The sequence below is a fragment of the Mangrovibacter phragmitis genome (assembly GCF_001655675.1).
Classification (GTDB): domain Bacteria; phylum Pseudomonadota; class Gammaproteobacteria; order Enterobacterales; family Enterobacteriaceae; genus Mangrovibacter; species Mangrovibacter phragmitis.
This window is the reverse complement of the sequence record NZ_LYRP01000001.1, coordinates 766,779-780,555: the sequence shown is the minus strand read 5'-3', so window position 1 is coordinate 780,555 and position 13,777 is coordinate 766,779. Positions and strand designations below refer to the sequence as shown.

Genomic DNA, 13,777 nt, shown 5'->3' with positions numbered 1-13,777 from the left:
AGAATATGCAAACACTCCCTGAAATACGTCTGGCCATTCCGGCGCTGGACAGTGCGCGTCAGCATGAAGTCCAGGCTTACATTGATGGCCTGCTCAAGCCGGTGGGCAGCCTGGGGCGCCTGGAAGCACTGGCCGTTCAACTGGCCGGTTGCCCGGGGTTAAAAGGTGAAATCAACACGCGCAGTAAAGCGATGGTGGTAATGTGTGCAGACCACGGTGTCTATGAAGAAGGCATTGCGGTATCACCCAAAGCGGTCACCTGGATTCAGGCTATCAACATGACCCGCCACAACACCGGCGTATGTGTGCTGGCGCGCCAGGCTGGCGCACAGGTGCATGTTGTGGATGCCGGTATTGATTACGAGCCGATTCCGGGGCTGGTGGATATGCGGGTAGCGCGGGGAAGCGGCAATATCGCCAAAGAGCCTGCGATGACCCGTGAGCAGGCGCAAACCCTGCTGGAGCAAAGTATCGCATTCACACGCCAACTGGCGGCCGATGGCGTGACGCTGTTTGGTGTTGGTGAGCTGGGTATTGCCAATACCACGCCTGCCGCTGCGGTGGTCAGCGTGTTGACCGGTGCAGACCCAATGGAAACCGTAGGCGTGGGCGCGAACTACCCGCTGGCGAAGTTACACCATAAAGTGGATGTGGTGCGTAAAGCGATTCACGTAAACCAACCCGATGTAACGGATGGCCTGGATGTGCTTGCCAAAGTGGGTGGGTTTGACTTGCTCGGCATGGCCGGGGTAATGCTTGGTGCGGCAAGTTGTGGGTTGCCAGTGGTACTGGATGGCTTTCTTTCTTATGCCTCCGCGTTAGCGGCCTGCCGTATTGCGCCGGAAGTAAAACCGTACCTGATCCCGTCGCATTTATCCGCTGAACGTGGCGCGCGTGTCGCACTCAGCCATTTGGGGCTGGACCCATACCTGGTGATGGATATGCGCCTCGGTGAAGGCAGTGGTGCGGCGCTGGCCATGCAACTGGTGGATGCCGCCTGTGCGATATACAACGAAATGGGCACGCTGGCAGGCAGCGATATCGTGTTGCCGGAAAGCCATTAACTGTGGGGGAAATTGCCCGCATATAGCGGGCAATTTAACGGGCGTGAATCACGCTTTTGGCAGAATACCCGGCAAGTCCAGCCCTTTTTCTTGTGCGCAGGCAATAGCTGTTTCATAACCGGCATCAGCATGGCGCATAACGCCAGTTGCCGGGTCGTTCCACAAGACGCGTGCCAGGCGCACATCAGCGGCTTCGCTACCATCGCACACAATCACCACCCCGGCATGTTGGGAGAAGCCCATACCCACACCACCACCATGATGCAGGCTGACCCAGGTCGCGCCACCGGCAGTATTGAGTAATGCATTGAGTAACGGCCAGTCAGAAACCGCGTCTGAACCATCTTTCATGGATTCTGTTTCACGGTTAGGAGAAGCAACCGAGCCGCAATCCAGGTGGTCACGGCCAATCACGACTGGCGCTTTCAGTTCACCGTTACGCACCATCTCGTTAAACGCCAGGCCAGCAATATGGCGTTCACCCAGCCCCAGCCAGCAAATACGCGAAGGCAGCCCCTGGAAAGCAATACGCTCACGAGCCATATCCAGCCAGTTGTGCAGTGCGTGGTTGTCCGGGAACAGTTCTTTCAGTTTGGCATCGGTTTTATAGATATCTTCCGGGTCGCCAGACAGTGCCACCCAGCGGAAAGGCCCCTTGCCTTCACAGAACAGCGGGCGAATATAGGCCGGTACAAACCCCGGGAAATCAAAGGCGTTTGCCACCCCTTCGTCTTTGGCAACCTGGCGAATGTTATTACCGTAATCCACCGTAGGCACGCCCATATGCCAGAAATCGAGCATCGCTTTAACATGTTCTGCCATGGAAGCACGCGCGGCCTGCATCACTTTTTTCGGGTCAGTTTTGCGTAATTCTTCCCACTCTTCAACGGACCAGCCAACCGGCAAATAGCCATTGAGCGGGTCGTGTGCTGACGTCTGGTCGGTAACAATGTGCGGTTTCGGGCCACCGGCTTTGGCGCGTTTTACCAGCTCCGGCACAATTTCGGCCGCATTACCCAGCAGCGCAACCGAGATGGCGTCCCCTTTGGCCGTGGCGTCTTCAATCAACTTCAGGGCTTCATCCAGCGTGTAGGCTTTATGGTCGACATAACGGGTGCGCAGGCGGAAGTCAATACGTGATTCCTGGCACTCGATAGCCAGTACACAGGCTCCAGCCATCACCCCTGCCAGCGGTTGCGCACCGCCCATGCCGCCAAGGCCCGCCGTCAGGATCCATTTACCGCGCAGGCTGCCGTTATAATGCTGGCGTGCGGCTTCGGCAAAGGTTTCATAGGTGCCCTGCACAATGCCCTGTGCGCCGATGTAAATCCACGAGCCAGCAGTCATTTGGCCGTACATCATCAGCCCGGCTTTATCCAGCTCCTGGAAGTGTTCCCAGTTTGCCCAGTGGGGAACCAGGTTACTGTTGGCAATCAGCACGCGGGGGGCATCGGTGTGAGTGCGAAAGATTCCCACCGGTTTGCCAGACTGCACCAGCAGCGTTTCGTCTGCTTTCAGGCGGCGCAGGCTGGCAAGAATTTCATCAAAACAATCCCAGTTACGGGCCGCTTTACCAATACCGCCATACACCACCAGGTCATCCGGGCGTTCAGCAACATCCGGGTCGAGGTTGTTCTGAATCATGCGATACGGTGCTTCAATCAGCCAGTTAGCGCAATGCAACTCAGTGCCCTTAGGGGCGTGGACCGGGCGGGCAACGGACTGACTGGTGGGTTTGCTCATATTCATTTCCTCTGTCTTGGTATCGCGTAATTGCCGCGGATAAATTTTGGTGTTAGCCATGTATAGTCTTGTATATACATCCTGGTAAAGTATTTAGCAAAAGCCACGCCAGCTTTTTTATTTCTCTGTGTTCAGCTTGTGACAAGGGCCGCAGCTTTCCCTCCTGTCTGGTGGCGAGTCAGGTTGCGCCACAATGATGCGCACTTGCACAGTAACGGGGCAGGAAGGGTATGTACCTACATTGTGTGGATGTATATACATCTTCAATAAAGGGGATTACACTCGTATCAACCGGACAATGCAGGGAACCGCTATGACAGAGCAAACCGCCGTATCACAACTGGTCAGTGCCATGGGTGACCAACCCGCGCCCATTTATCAGCGCGTGAAACAGGCGATTATCAGCCAGATTAACGAAGGGGCGTGGAAGCCGCGCCAGCGCGTGCCTTCTGAAAGTGAACTGGTCGCCCGGCTGGGAGTCAGCCGCATGACCATCAACCGTGCGCTGCGTGAACTGACCAGTGAAGGCTACCTGCTGCGTATGCAGGGCGTGGGGACATTTGTGGCCGAAATGAAAGGCTACACTGCCATGCTGGAAGTGCACAACATTGCCGAAGAAATTACTCAGCGCGGGCATCGCCACAGTTGCCGGGTGCTTGGCATGAGCGAAATTCAGGCAGACCCGGCTCAGGCGGCGGTCCTGGGCCTGGCAACCGGCCAGGCGATTTTCCATTCGGTAATTGTGCATTACGAAAACGATGTTCCGGTGCAAATGGAAGACCGCCTGGTCAACCCACTGGTGGCACCGGATTACCTGTCGCAAGATTTTATGGCGCTTACGCCCTACACTTATCTGATGCAGGTGGCCCCATTAACGGCAGGGGAACATATTGTTGAGGCGATAATGCCTGACACCGCACAGCGCGAGTTGCTGGAAATGAATGCGGCGGAACCCTGCCTGCTGATTCGCCGCCAGACCTGGAGTGATAACCGTGTGGTCACTTATGCCCGGTTATTGTACCCGGGTACACGCTACAAACTGCTGGGCCGGTTTAAAGGCCACGGTTAACCTTCCTCAATACGGCAAAACAGTAACTTTCCGCCCGCAGACACCGGGCGGATAGTGCTGTGCTCGTTGTGCCACCACGCACCCATTCCGGCAACCAGTTCGCTGCCATTTAACTGCCACTCGCCACTGAGCACCAGGCAAACACCGCTGTGGCTCTGTTGTGCGCTGTTTACCACTTCCACATGTGCGTTGCAGGCTCCACGCAGGGTCATAATATTAAAATCCTGGCTCTGCCCGGTGATGCGTGCCGTACAGGTGCTGTCGCCGGAAAAAGCCAGTGGAGTGTGTAACGCCAGGGGAATGTCTTTACCATCCACTGTCAGTGTCACACCCGTGCCCTCCAGCAGGGTAATTACCCGGTCAATACCGCTGAAGTGGGAAAATGGCCCGTCTTTATCCAGTGTGGCAATACTTGCCCGCCACAAAAAGTCGCTCCCTTCAGGACCTGGGGTGGCGATAATTTCTCGGGTTTCCCCGCCACCATTGCGCCAGCGCGTTACGGGTAAGTTTTCAACCGACCACACCTGAATCATTGCAGTGCCTCCAGTGCGTTGCGAAACCGGGCTGCATAAATGGCTTCCTGCGGGTGTTGCCCATTACGAATTACGGCCTGCCCGGCTACCCAGACATCACGAATCTCGCTACGTTGCCCGGCAAATAACCAGCGGTTTATCAGTTGGTCGTCCGGGCGGTTTTGCGGCCAGTAGTCGGCATTGAGGCACAGCCAGTCGGCGCGCATACCGGGTGCCAGTTGGCCCATTTGAACGCCACAGGCCTGTGCGCCACCCATAGCGGCCTGGGTGTAAAGCACGTCTCCCACGCTGGGCGCGCCAGGCTGAGCCAGCCGGTTACGATGCTGGTCACGCAGGCGCTGGCCGTATTCCAGCAGGCGTAATTCTTCCAGCACACTGCGTGAAACCTGGCTGTCGGAGCCAATACCCCAGCGGCCCTGTTCTGCCAGCCAGTCCGTCGCCGGGAAAATACCATCGCCCAGGTTGGCTTCGGTGGTGGGGCAAAGCCCGGCAACAGCACCTGTAGCGGCGAGCCGGGTAATTTCCTGTTGGTCCAGGTGTGTGGCATGAACCAGGCACCAGCGTTTATCTACCGGCATATTCTCCAGTAACCAGGCGACCGGGCGCGCACCATAGCTTGCCAGACAGTCATTGACTTCTTTTTGCTGCTCAGCAATATGAATATGCACGGGGGCATCAGCCGGAGTATTGGCCAGAACCTGCGCCATGTCCTGTTGGGTTACGGCGCGCAGCGAATGGAAACACACGCCCTGGTTAAGCAGCGGGTTGCCCGCAGTCAGAGATGACAGGCGCTGGTATTGTTCCAGCCAGCTTTCCGTGCTCTGAATAAACCGCCGTTGCCCTTCAACCGGCGGCTGTGCGCCAAAACCAGCATAGCGGTAAAGTACTGGCAGCATAGTCTGCCCGATACCTGCCGTGGTGGCTGCCTGAATCAGTGCCCGTAGCATGTCGTCCTGTGGGTAAGGCGTGCCGTCAGGCTGGTGGTGCAGGTAATGAAACTCCGCAACCTGGGTATAACCTCCTTTCAGCATGTCGATATACAACCAGGTGGCGACATCAGCCATCAGTTCCGGGGTCAGGCGGCCAACCAGGTGATACATGGCATCGCGCCAGGTCCAGAAACTGTCCTGCGGGTTACCCGCCACCTCAGCGTGCCCGGCCATGGCTGCCTGAAAAGCATGGGAGTGCAGGTTAGCCATACCCGGTACTACCAGCCCCTGTAACGGCGTGGCGCCATCACTGTGGCTGCCTGGTGTGACGGCGGTTATCCGCCCGGATTCTGTCTCAATGCGTACTGCTGTTCGCCAGCCCTCGGGCAACAATGCCCGTGCAGCATAAAAACTTGCCATGCTTGATCCCCTGTCTCTGTGGTTGTATATACATATACATACTTTAATTTGTGCTGTATACCCTTCATAGTTTAATTGCAGGCAGGTTGTTTGAGCCGGTTCAGTCTGTGCAGCGGTCGGGGAGCCCGTCCGGGCGCTGCCTTAATTCGTTATACATGGATTACGCACTGTTTTGCCGTTTGCCTGCACCCGAATTATGTTGAGCTACTATCATTCACACTCATCTGGAGGCGGCAAGACAATGTTGCAATGCGAAACGCTGTGGACCGGGGCGGACCTGGTCACGCTCAAAGACGGTAAGTACCACCTTATCAGGCAAGGGGCGATTGCGGTGGCAGGCGAGCGTATTGTCTGGGTGGGCGAAGAACGGGACGCAGGCCATTGCCAGCCACAGCACGTTAAACGGCTGAATGGCGGGATAATTACCCCCGGTCTGGTTGACTGCCATACTCACCTGGTATTTGGTGGTGACCGCAGTGGTGAGTTTGAAATGCGCCTTAATGGTGCCAGTTACGCTGAAATCGCCGCCAGCGGTGGGGGGATTATTTCCACGGTGAACGCCACGCGCCAGGCCAGTGAAGCAGAGTTACTTGCCACGGCTCGTGAGCGCCTGCGCTGCCTGCGCCAGGAAGGCGTTACCACACTGGAGATAAAATCTGGCTACGGGCTGGAAAGTGACAGTGAGTTGCGCATGTTGCGGGTAATTCGCCAACTGGCGCAACTGGAGCCTGTCGATATCCAGGCGACGTTTCTTGCTGCTCATGCCGTTCCGCCGGAATACCAGAACAATGCGGATGGCTGGATTGATTACATTTGCCAGACCTTATTGCCTGCCGCGCACCGGGAAGGGCTGGTGGATGCTGTGGATGGTTTTTGTGAACATCTGGCATTCTCGCCGCAACAAATCACCCGGGTATTTAATACTGCCCGTGAACTGAACCTGCCAGTTAAATTGCACGCTGAACAACTCTCCTCGCTGGGCGGAAGCAGCCTGGCGGCCCGTTACCAGGCTATTTCTGCCGATCACCTGGAATATGCTACCGAAGACGACGTCATTGCCATGGCGCAAAGTGGCACTGTGGCGGTATTGTTGCCTGGCGCTTATTACATGCTGCGTGAAACCCAAATGCCACCGGTTGAGTTATTTCGCAAGCATGGCGTACCAATGGCGCTGGCGAGTGATTTAAACCCTGGCACATCGCCAGTGCTGTCGTTGCGCCTGATACTGAATATGGCCTGCACATTATTCCGCATGACCCCGGAAGAGGCGCTGGCGGGGGTTACTCTTTGGGGGGCAAAAGCGCTGGGCAGGGAACATGAGTGTGGGTCTCTGGAAGCCGGGAAACTGGCGAGTTTTGTTCACTGGCCAGTTAAGCAACCCGCTGAACTGGCTTACTGGCTTGGCGGGCAGTTACCCTGCCAGGTGGTTTACCGTGGAGAAAGTGTATGACACCCTGGTTATTTCATGAAGGATCCACTCCGCTGCTGATTAGCATGCCTCATGCCGGTACGTCGCTGACGCCGGAAGTTGAAGCCGGGCTGACAGACCGTGCCCGGTTATTACCCGATACCGACTGGCATATTCCGGCGCTCTATGCTTTTGCCAGCGCAATGGGGGCCAGTATTCTTCAGGCTAATTATTCACGTTTTGTGGTGGATTTGAATCGCCCGGCTGATGACACGCCGTTGTACCAGAGTGCCACCACTGGCCTGTTCCCGGATACGTTGTTCGATGGCGAGCCGGTATTTCGCCCGGGGCAGGAGCCAGATAAAGCGCACCGCGCGTGGTGCCTGGAGCAGGTGTGGCAGAGTTACCACCAGCAACTGGCCGATACGCTGGCTGCTATCAAAGCCCGTTTTGGCTATGCGCTGTTGTTTGACGCGCATTCTATTGCCTCGGTTATTCCCCGCCTGTTCGACGGGCGGCTGCCGGATTTGAATATTGGCACCAACCATGGCGCGAGTTGCGCACCTGCTGTCAGTGAGGCGCTGCGTGCGTGTTGTGAAGCCCAGTCGGCTTACACCTGGGTAATCAATGGCCGCTTCAAAGGTGGGCATATCACCCGCGCTTATGGCGACCCGGCTAACCATATTCATGCCGTGCAACTTGAACTGGCACAATGTAATTATATGGATGAAACCCCGCCATTCGCCTGGCAGGAAGAGCGTGCGGCCGCACTTCAGCAAGTACTGAAATCCCTGCTTGAAACTCTGGTTACCAGTGCGCGCGCAGTGGAAGAATCTCACGCCAGATAACCCCGCCTGTTGTTTGTCGCCCCACCACCAGTCTGGATGGTGGGGGCACACTTTTTTGCCCTGTTGTGCGCCATTTTTACTGCTTTGTTATGGTGCGGATGCGTTTCTTTGGTGCGTTATTACCGGGTTGACTGGCAACCGGTGGTGCACCTTCACCTGGGAACCCGCGGTTTTTCAATGAAATAAGATGGTTTCTTCGAAGTGGCATATCAATTGCTAAGTTGTATGTACAAGTAAAGACACACTCAGGTGCGCATTAACCCAAGTGGTTATGAGTTAATGCCTTTTTTGTGTTTTTTCTTGTATATACATGTTTAGTCATTTGTGCCGGAAATTAAGGCACCAGCCCATTTCAGTTGTTACCGGCGTCAGCGACCCGGTTATTTCAGGAGCATCAGATGAACGTACTTTCTGTTTACCGTTTACTACTGAGTAGCGCGGCGCTTGCGGCACTACTTTCCGGCACGCCAGCAATGGCAAAAGAGTGGAAAACGATTACTGTCGCCACCGAAGGGAGTTATGAACCCTGGAATATGACGTTGCCGGGCGGGAAGCTCAGCGGTTTTGAGCCCGAACTGATGGCGGATTTATGCAAACGCATGGAAGTGACCTGCAAACTGAGCGTGCAGAACTGGGACGGGATGATTGCCGGGCTGCAGGCAGGGAAGTCCGATGTCATCATGGATTCCATTGTTATTACCCCGGAACGTAAAAAGATCATTGATTTTACGGTGCCTTACGCGCAGACACCGGCCAGCTTCATTACCCTGAAAGGGAATCTGTTGCCGGAAGCCACCGGGGCAGATGCACTGATTAAACTGCACGACAACCCGGCAGAAATTAACCCGGCCATAGCCAGGTTGCGTGCGGCCCTGAAAGGCAAAACCATCGGAATTGCCTCCGGTACGGTCTACACGCCATTTATCGACAAATACTTCAAAGATATTGCCACGGTACGTGAATACAACAGTTCAGCAGACGCCATTCTCGATTTGCAGGCGGAACGTATTGATGCCGTGTTTGATGATGTCACGTTCGCCAACTCGATTATGGGTAAACCGGAAAACAAAGATCTCACGTTCAGTGGCCCGAAACTGGGTGGGCCAATTTGGGGTGAAGGGGAAGCGATGGGCGTGCGTAAAAGCGATACTGACCTGAAGGCGAAACTGGATACCGCAATCAAAGCCGCGCTTGCTGATGGCACGGTGAAAAAACTCAGTGAGAAATGGTTTAAAACGGACGTGACGCCGTAAGAGGGGCACAAACATGATGGCCTTATTAGGTTTTGGCGAAAATGGTTGGGGGCCGCTGATTGTAAGCGCTGCCTGCACGACCTTGTTGTTGTCGCTGGCAGCGCTGGTGGTTGGTGCGGTGGTGGGCAGTGGTGTTGCCGCCGCCAAGCTTTCACCCGTTAAGCTAATGCGTGTCGCCGGAGAAGGGTACTCGGTGGTGTTTCGTGGTATCCCCGAACTACTGATTCTCTACCTGTTTTATTTCGGCGGCTCGGGCGTTGTGACCTGGGCGGGCCATCTGTTTGGTGCCAGCGGTTTTATTGAAGTTCCGCCTTTTTTGATTGGTGCACTGGCAATTGGCCTGATTTCTGGCTCGTATCAGGGGGAAGTGTTCCGTGCTGCGCGCCTCGCCGTGTCCCACGGTGATATTGAAGCCGCGCAGGCCATGGGCATGCTGCCCTGGTGTATTCGCCGCCGCATTGTTGCACCGCAAATTATCCGTTATGCCTTACCGGCTATGTCCAATATTTGGCAAATGACCCTGAAAGATTCCGCGCTGATTTCAGTGACCGGGGTGGTTGAGCTGATGCGGGCAAGCCAGGTGGCGGCAGGTTCCACACACCACTATTTCACTTTCTACCTGGTGGGTGGCGGCTGTTACCTGGTGTTGACGGTGTTATCCAACAGCGCGTTTAAACGGGCTGAACAGCGCATGGGGCGTGGCTGGCAAGGCCATGGCGCCGCACAGTATTAACGGGAGTGGCGATGATTGATTTTGCGTTTCTCAGCGAAACCTTTGTGAAACTGCTGGGGGCTTTACCGGTCACCCTGGGGTTGTTTTTCAGTTCACTGGCAGTAGGCGGCTGCCTGGCACTGGTAGTGCTTGCCATGCGGATGAGCCGCTTTTGGCTGTTTAGCGGGTTCGCCCGGCTGTACATTCTGGTGTTTCGTGGCTCCCCATTGCTCATCCAGTTGTTTCTTATTTATTACGGCCTGGGCCAGTTCAGCGCAGTACGCCACAGTTTTGTCTGGCCGGTTCTGCGTGAACCTTTTACCTGTGCCGTGCTGGCGCTGGCATTGTGTACCGCCTCTTATACAGCGGAAATTCTGCGTGGCGCATTGCTGGCAGTTCCCCCCGGGCAGGTTGAAGCGGGAAAAGCCTGTGGCATGTCGCGCTGGCTGTTATTTCGCCGGGTAATTGGGCCAGTGATGCTGCGTTATGCATTACCTGCCTGGTCTACAGAAGCGATTTTACTGGTGAAATCCACTGCGCTGGCAAGCCTTGTTACGGTGTGGGATGTCACTGGCGTGGCTCAGCAAATAATTCAGCGCACCTACCGAACCATGGAGGTGTTTGTTTGTGCTGCGTTGATTTACCTGATTCTGAATTTCCTGATAGTGCAAATTTGGCGTGCGCTGGAAAACGCCCTCACACCGAATTTTCGTCGGGCTCAGGCGCGGGCTGCGGCCAATGCACCTGCCGGGCTGAACAGCAGTAAGGGAGAAAAATCATGACCGCCATCCAGCAGCCGGTACTGGCTGTGCAGAATATCCGCAAGTCATTCGGCGACCATGCTGTTTTAAAAAGCATTTCACTGTCTGCCAACAAAGGCGATGTTATTTCCGTTCTGGGTGCCAGCGGGTCCGGTAAAAGTACTTTTTTGCGTTGCATTAATTTGCTGGAAGTACCTGATGCCGGTGAAATTCAGGTTGCCGGGGAAACCATTATTGTCGATGCCAAAGCACACCGGCACGGGCACTCTGCCAGCCGTCGCCAAATTGAGCAGTTACGTGCCCGGGTAGCCATGGTGTTTCAGAGCTTTAACTTGTGGTCGCACCGCACTGTGCTGGAAAACGTCATGGAAGGCCCGCGCTATGTGCTGAAACGCCCGCTGGCAGAGTGTAAAGCGCAGGCTGAACATTTGCTCAACCAGGTGGGTCTGTACGCCCGCAAAGATTACTACCCGGAACAACTCTCTGGTGGTCAGCAACAACGGGTGGCCATCGCCCGTGCGCTGGCAATGGATCCGGAAGTGATTTTGTTTGATGAACCTACCTCGGCACTGGATCCGGAACTGGTGGGCGAAGTGCTCAATGTCATGCGTGCTCTGGCCGATGAAGGGCGCACCATGCTGGTCGTAACCCACGAAATGGGCTTCGCGCGCAATGTGGCAAACCGGGTGGTGTTTATGCATGAAGGCAATATTGAGTGCGAAGGAGACCCGGATACGCTGTTTACCCGGCATGCCAGCCCGCGTTTTGACCAGTTTATTTCCCGAATGGGGTAAAGATTAATGAGTGAAATAAGAGAGTGGGGCGACACACCTGCCACCTGGCAGGACGTGGTTGCCGTAGCACAGCATGGTGCGCAACTGCAGTTAAGTGAAGCAGCATGGCAGCGCATGCAAAATGCCCGGCAAATCGTGGAAGAAATTGTCGCCAGCGGCCAGCCCGCTTACGGGATTAATACCGGGCTGGGAGCGTTATGCAATGTGATTTTACCGCCAGAGGCATTAAGCCAGTTGTCGCGTAACACGCTGATGAGCCACGCTTGTGGTGTCGGGCCGTTACTTAGTGTGGTGCAGACCCGGGCCATTATGTGTGCGGCAGTGGCCAACTACAGCCTGGGGTATTCCGGTATTTCTCCCCATGTTGTCCGGGCGTTGCTGGCATTTATCAATCAGGGCATTACCCCGGAAGTGCCTTCCCAGGGTTCTGTCGGGTATTTGACCCATATGGCGCATATTGGTCTGGCCCTGACGGGCATGGGCTTTGTGAACTGGCAAGGGAAACGCTGGCTGGCCTGCGATGCGCTGGCAGAGCAGGGTATTGATGCGGTGAACCCGGGGGCGAAAGATGGCCTGTGCCTGGTGAATGGCACACCCTGCATGACAGGGCTGAGTTGCCTGGCGTTGGGTGAAGCGAAACAGTTAATGGACTGGGCCGATGTCACCGGGGCCATGAGCATAGAAGCATTGAAGGGCCAACTGGCAGCGTTCGATGAACGTGTGCTGGCGCTGAAATCCAGCCCGGATGTCAGTGCCACCGGCCAGCGGTTACGTGCAATGCTTCATGGAAGTGCCTGGCTGGCTGAAAACCAGGGGGTACGTACCCAGGATGCACTCAGTTTGCGCTCTGTTCCGCAAATTCATGGTGCCTGCCGTGCGCAGTGGCGTCATGTGGAAACTCAGGTGAATCAGGAACTCAATGCCGCAACCGACAACCCGTTGGTGCTGGGCGAACCAGGTAACTGGCAGGTAGTTTCTCAGGCAAATCCACATGGTGAATCGGTGGCGATGGCTGCAGATTTGCTGGCAATTGCGCTGGCGGAGACCGGCAGTGTGGCAGAGCGCCGCCTTGACCGGCTGATTAATCCACTGGTTAGTGAACTACCTCCTTTTCTGGTGGCAAAACCCGGGGTTAACTCTGGCATGATGATAGCCCAGTATGTAGCGGCATCTCTGTGTGGCGAGAACCGGCGGCTGGCACAACCCGCAGTGCTGGATAATTACATTACCTCGGGTTTACAGGAAGACCACCTGAGTATGGGCACCAGTGCGGCACTTAAGCTCCTGCAGGTGTGCGATAACACCTGGCAGATTCTGGGCATTGAATATTTGCTGGCAGCGCAGGCGCTGGAGTTGATTGGTACCTCCCGCCTGGCTCCGGGTACGGTTCAGGCCGTTACACTGCTGCGCCGCGAAGTAGCCTTTTGGGTTGAGGACCGGTGGCTGGCGCCAGAAATGAAAAAGACCGTGCAAATAATGCGTAATACTCCCGCCGAAAATATTGCCTGTTAATATTAAAAAATTACCCAACCAACCTGGCTTATAACGGCCAGCACAACAGGCTGAACAATAAACAACATACTGCCGCAGACACCTGCGGCAGCCATGCGGACTCACATTGCTTATGCCTGCGCCTGAACATGTTGCGCGTAGGCCTGTAGCAGGCCTTTAAATGAGGTTGGTGGTGGAAACTCCGGGAAGCTGTGTACCGCCGGAGTCTTCGCCCAGGGGAGTTTTTCGCGGGTCCAGGTTTCAATGAAAGGTGTTGACCACGCAAGATTGGCAAACAGAGTGGGGTGGACATTCACAAAAGGCAAACTGTCGTTTAACCGGGTGAACAGCCATGTCATGCAGTACGGGCAGAAAAAGTGCCGCGCGTCTTCACCATGAAGCCCGCCAATAACAGGCTCCCCACGGGTCACAGAGAATGCATCTCGTGGAATAGCGGCCGTCAGAGAATAAGCGCTGGCGCTCATTTTCTGGCAGCCACTGCAATGACACGCCATAGTCAGTATCGGCGGAGCATCAATACGCATGGCGATTTTACCGCACCGGCATTCGCCCTCTGCAGGCAAAAGATCTTTATTCACCGCATATCCTCCCGGCTTTCTTAAAATGAAATCAACAGTGTGCGCTGTTGATGGTGGCGTGTGGGGCAGTGAAGCCCGCGACTCCACCATCGCGCGATAACTATAGCAAGGATTTCCCCTGCTTTTGTCATAAAACGGGTTCAATAACGCCAG

13 protein-coding genes are annotated in these 13,777 nt (G+C 55.5%); 9 read left to right on the top strand and 4 right to left on the bottom strand.

The window, feature by feature from the left end:
* Positions 1–5: 5 nt before the first annotated feature.
* A complete protein-coding gene (gene cobT / locus A9B99_RS03620; RefSeq protein ID WP_074388756.1) occupies positions 6–1,064 on the top strand; it encodes a nicotinate-nucleotide--dimethylbenzimidazole phosphoribosyltransferase in 1,059 nt (352 codons plus the stop codon).
* A gap of 48 nt (positions 1,065–1,112) precedes the next feature.
* On the opposite strand, the gene hutU is transcribed toward cobT, so the two are convergent.
* Entirely contained in the window at positions 1,113–2,807 is a 1,695-nt protein-coding gene (hutU, locus tag A9B99_RS03615) for a urocanate hydratase (protein ID WP_064595511.1), read from the bottom strand.
* 313 nt (positions 2,808–3,120) lie between these two features.
* On the opposite strand from hutU, the gene hutC reads away from it, so the two are divergent.
* Positions 3,121–3,876: a histidine utilization repressor gene (gene hutC / locus A9B99_RS03610; protein WP_064594689.1), complete on the top strand. Its 756-nt coding sequence runs from the start codon at positions 3,121–3,123 to the stop codon at positions 3,874–3,876.
* Here hutC and A9B99_RS03605 read toward each other — a convergent pair.
* Together A9B99_RS03605 and A9B99_RS03600 are read right to left on the bottom strand one after the other, a co-directional pair.
* Positions 3,873–4,409 carry a HutD/Ves family protein gene (locus A9B99_RS03605; RefSeq protein WP_064594687.1) on the bottom strand — a complete coding sequence of 179 codons (537 nt, stop codon included), beginning with the start codon at positions 4,407–4,409 and terminating at the stop codon, positions 3,873–3,875. The genes hutC and A9B99_RS03605 overlap by 4 nt on opposite strands.
* Positions 4,406–5,758 (bottom strand): formimidoylglutamate deiminase, encoded by a 1,353-nt coding sequence (locus A9B99_RS03600; protein ID WP_064594685.1) that lies wholly within the window; start codon positions 5,756–5,758, stop codon positions 4,406–4,408. Before A9B99_RS03600 ends, A9B99_RS03605 begins: the two co-directional genes overlap by 4 nt.
* 241 nt (positions 5,759–5,999) lie before the next feature.
* Between A9B99_RS03600 and hutI the strand changes: the two genes are divergently transcribed.
* The 7 genes from hutI to A9B99_RS03565 all read left to right on the top strand — a co-directional run bounded on the left by hutI (position 6,000) and on the right by A9B99_RS03565 (position 13,046).
* Positions 6,000–7,208 carry an imidazolonepropionase gene (gene hutI / locus A9B99_RS03595; protein WP_064594683.1) on the top strand — a complete coding sequence of 403 codons (1,209 nt, stop codon included), beginning with the start codon at positions 6,000–6,002 and terminating at the stop codon, positions 7,206–7,208.
* Positions 7,205–8,014 (top strand): N-formylglutamate deformylase, encoded by an 810-nt coding sequence (hutG, locus tag A9B99_RS03590; RefSeq protein WP_064594681.1) that lies wholly within the window; start codon positions 7,205–7,207, stop codon positions 8,012–8,014. The genes hutI and hutG overlap by 4 nt, the downstream gene beginning before the upstream one ends.
* A gap of 398 nt (positions 8,015–8,412) precedes the next feature.
* A complete protein-coding gene (locus A9B99_RS03585; RefSeq protein ID WP_064594679.1) occupies positions 8,413–9,267 on the top strand; it encodes a transporter substrate-binding domain-containing protein in 855 nt (284 codons plus the stop codon).
* A gap of 13 nt (positions 9,268–9,280) precedes the next feature.
* Positions 9,281–10,000, top strand: a complete 720-nt coding sequence (locus A9B99_RS03580; RefSeq protein WP_064594677.1) for an ABC transporter permease — start codon at positions 9,281–9,283, stop codon at positions 9,998–10,000.
* Between the two features lie 11 nt (positions 10,001–10,011).
* Positions 10,012–10,761, top strand: a complete 750-nt coding sequence (locus A9B99_RS03575) for an ABC transporter permease (protein ID WP_064594676.1) — start codon at positions 10,012–10,014, stop codon at positions 10,759–10,761.
* A complete protein-coding gene (locus A9B99_RS03570; RefSeq protein ID WP_064594674.1) occupies positions 10,758–11,534 on the top strand; it encodes an ABC transporter ATP-binding protein in 777 nt (258 codons plus the stop codon). Before A9B99_RS03575 ends, A9B99_RS03570 begins: the two co-directional genes overlap by 4 nt.
* Before the next feature lie 6 nt (positions 11,535–11,540).
* Positions 11,541–13,046 carry an HAL/PAL/TAL family ammonia-lyase gene (locus A9B99_RS03565; protein WP_064594672.1) on the top strand — a complete coding sequence of 502 codons (1,506 nt, stop codon included), beginning with the start codon at positions 11,541–11,543 and terminating at the stop codon, positions 13,044–13,046.
* A 110-nt stretch (positions 13,047–13,156) separates the two neighbouring features.
* Here the strand turns inward: A9B99_RS03565 and A9B99_RS03560 are convergent, their stop codons facing one another.
* Complete coding sequence (locus A9B99_RS03560; RefSeq protein ID WP_064594671.1) at positions 13,157–13,624, bottom strand: GFA family protein; 468 nt, start codon at positions 13,622–13,624, stop codon at positions 13,157–13,159.
* Between the last annotated feature and the right edge of the window lie 153 nt (positions 13,625–13,777).

What these genes read in the sequence shown, in the direction of transcription:
- cobT (WP_074388756.1), top strand. Translation starts at nt 6, where the DNA reads ATGCAAACACTCCCTGAAATACGTCTGGCCATTCCGGCGCTGGACAGT.
- hutU (WP_064595511.1), bottom strand. Translation starts at nt 2,807, where the DNA reads ATGAGCAAACCCACCAGTCAGTCCGTTGCCCGCCCGGTCCACGCCCCT.
- hutC (WP_064594689.1), top strand. Translation starts at nt 3,121, where the DNA reads ATGACAGAGCAAACCGCCGTATCACAACTGGTCAGTGCCATGGGTGAC.
- A9B99_RS03605 (WP_064594687.1), bottom strand. Translation starts at nt 4,409, where the DNA reads ATGATTCAGGTGTGGTCGGTTGAAAACTTACCCGTAACGCGCTGGCGC.
- A9B99_RS03600 (WP_064594685.1), bottom strand. Translation starts at nt 5,758, where the DNA reads ATGGCAAGTTTTTATGCTGCACGGGCATTGTTGCCCGAGGGCTGGCGA.
- hutI (WP_064594683.1), top strand. Translation starts at nt 6,000, where the DNA reads ATGTTGCAATGCGAAACGCTGTGGACCGGGGCGGACCTGGTCACGCTC.
- hutG (WP_064594681.1), top strand. Translation starts at nt 7,205, where the DNA reads ATGACACCCTGGTTATTTCATGAAGGATCCACTCCGCTGCTGATTAGC.
- A9B99_RS03585 (WP_064594679.1), top strand. Translation starts at nt 8,413, where the DNA reads ATGAACGTACTTTCTGTTTACCGTTTACTACTGAGTAGCGCGGCGCTT.
- A9B99_RS03580 (WP_064594677.1), top strand. Translation starts at nt 9,281, where the DNA reads ATGATGGCCTTATTAGGTTTTGGCGAAAATGGTTGGGGGCCGCTGATT.
- A9B99_RS03575 (WP_064594676.1), top strand. Translation starts at nt 10,012, where the DNA reads ATGATTGATTTTGCGTTTCTCAGCGAAACCTTTGTGAAACTGCTGGGG.
- A9B99_RS03570 (WP_064594674.1), top strand. Translation starts at nt 10,758, where the DNA reads ATGACCGCCATCCAGCAGCCGGTACTGGCTGTGCAGAATATCCGCAAG.
- A9B99_RS03565 (WP_064594672.1), top strand. Translation starts at nt 11,541, where the DNA reads ATGAGTGAAATAAGAGAGTGGGGCGACACACCTGCCACCTGGCAGGAC.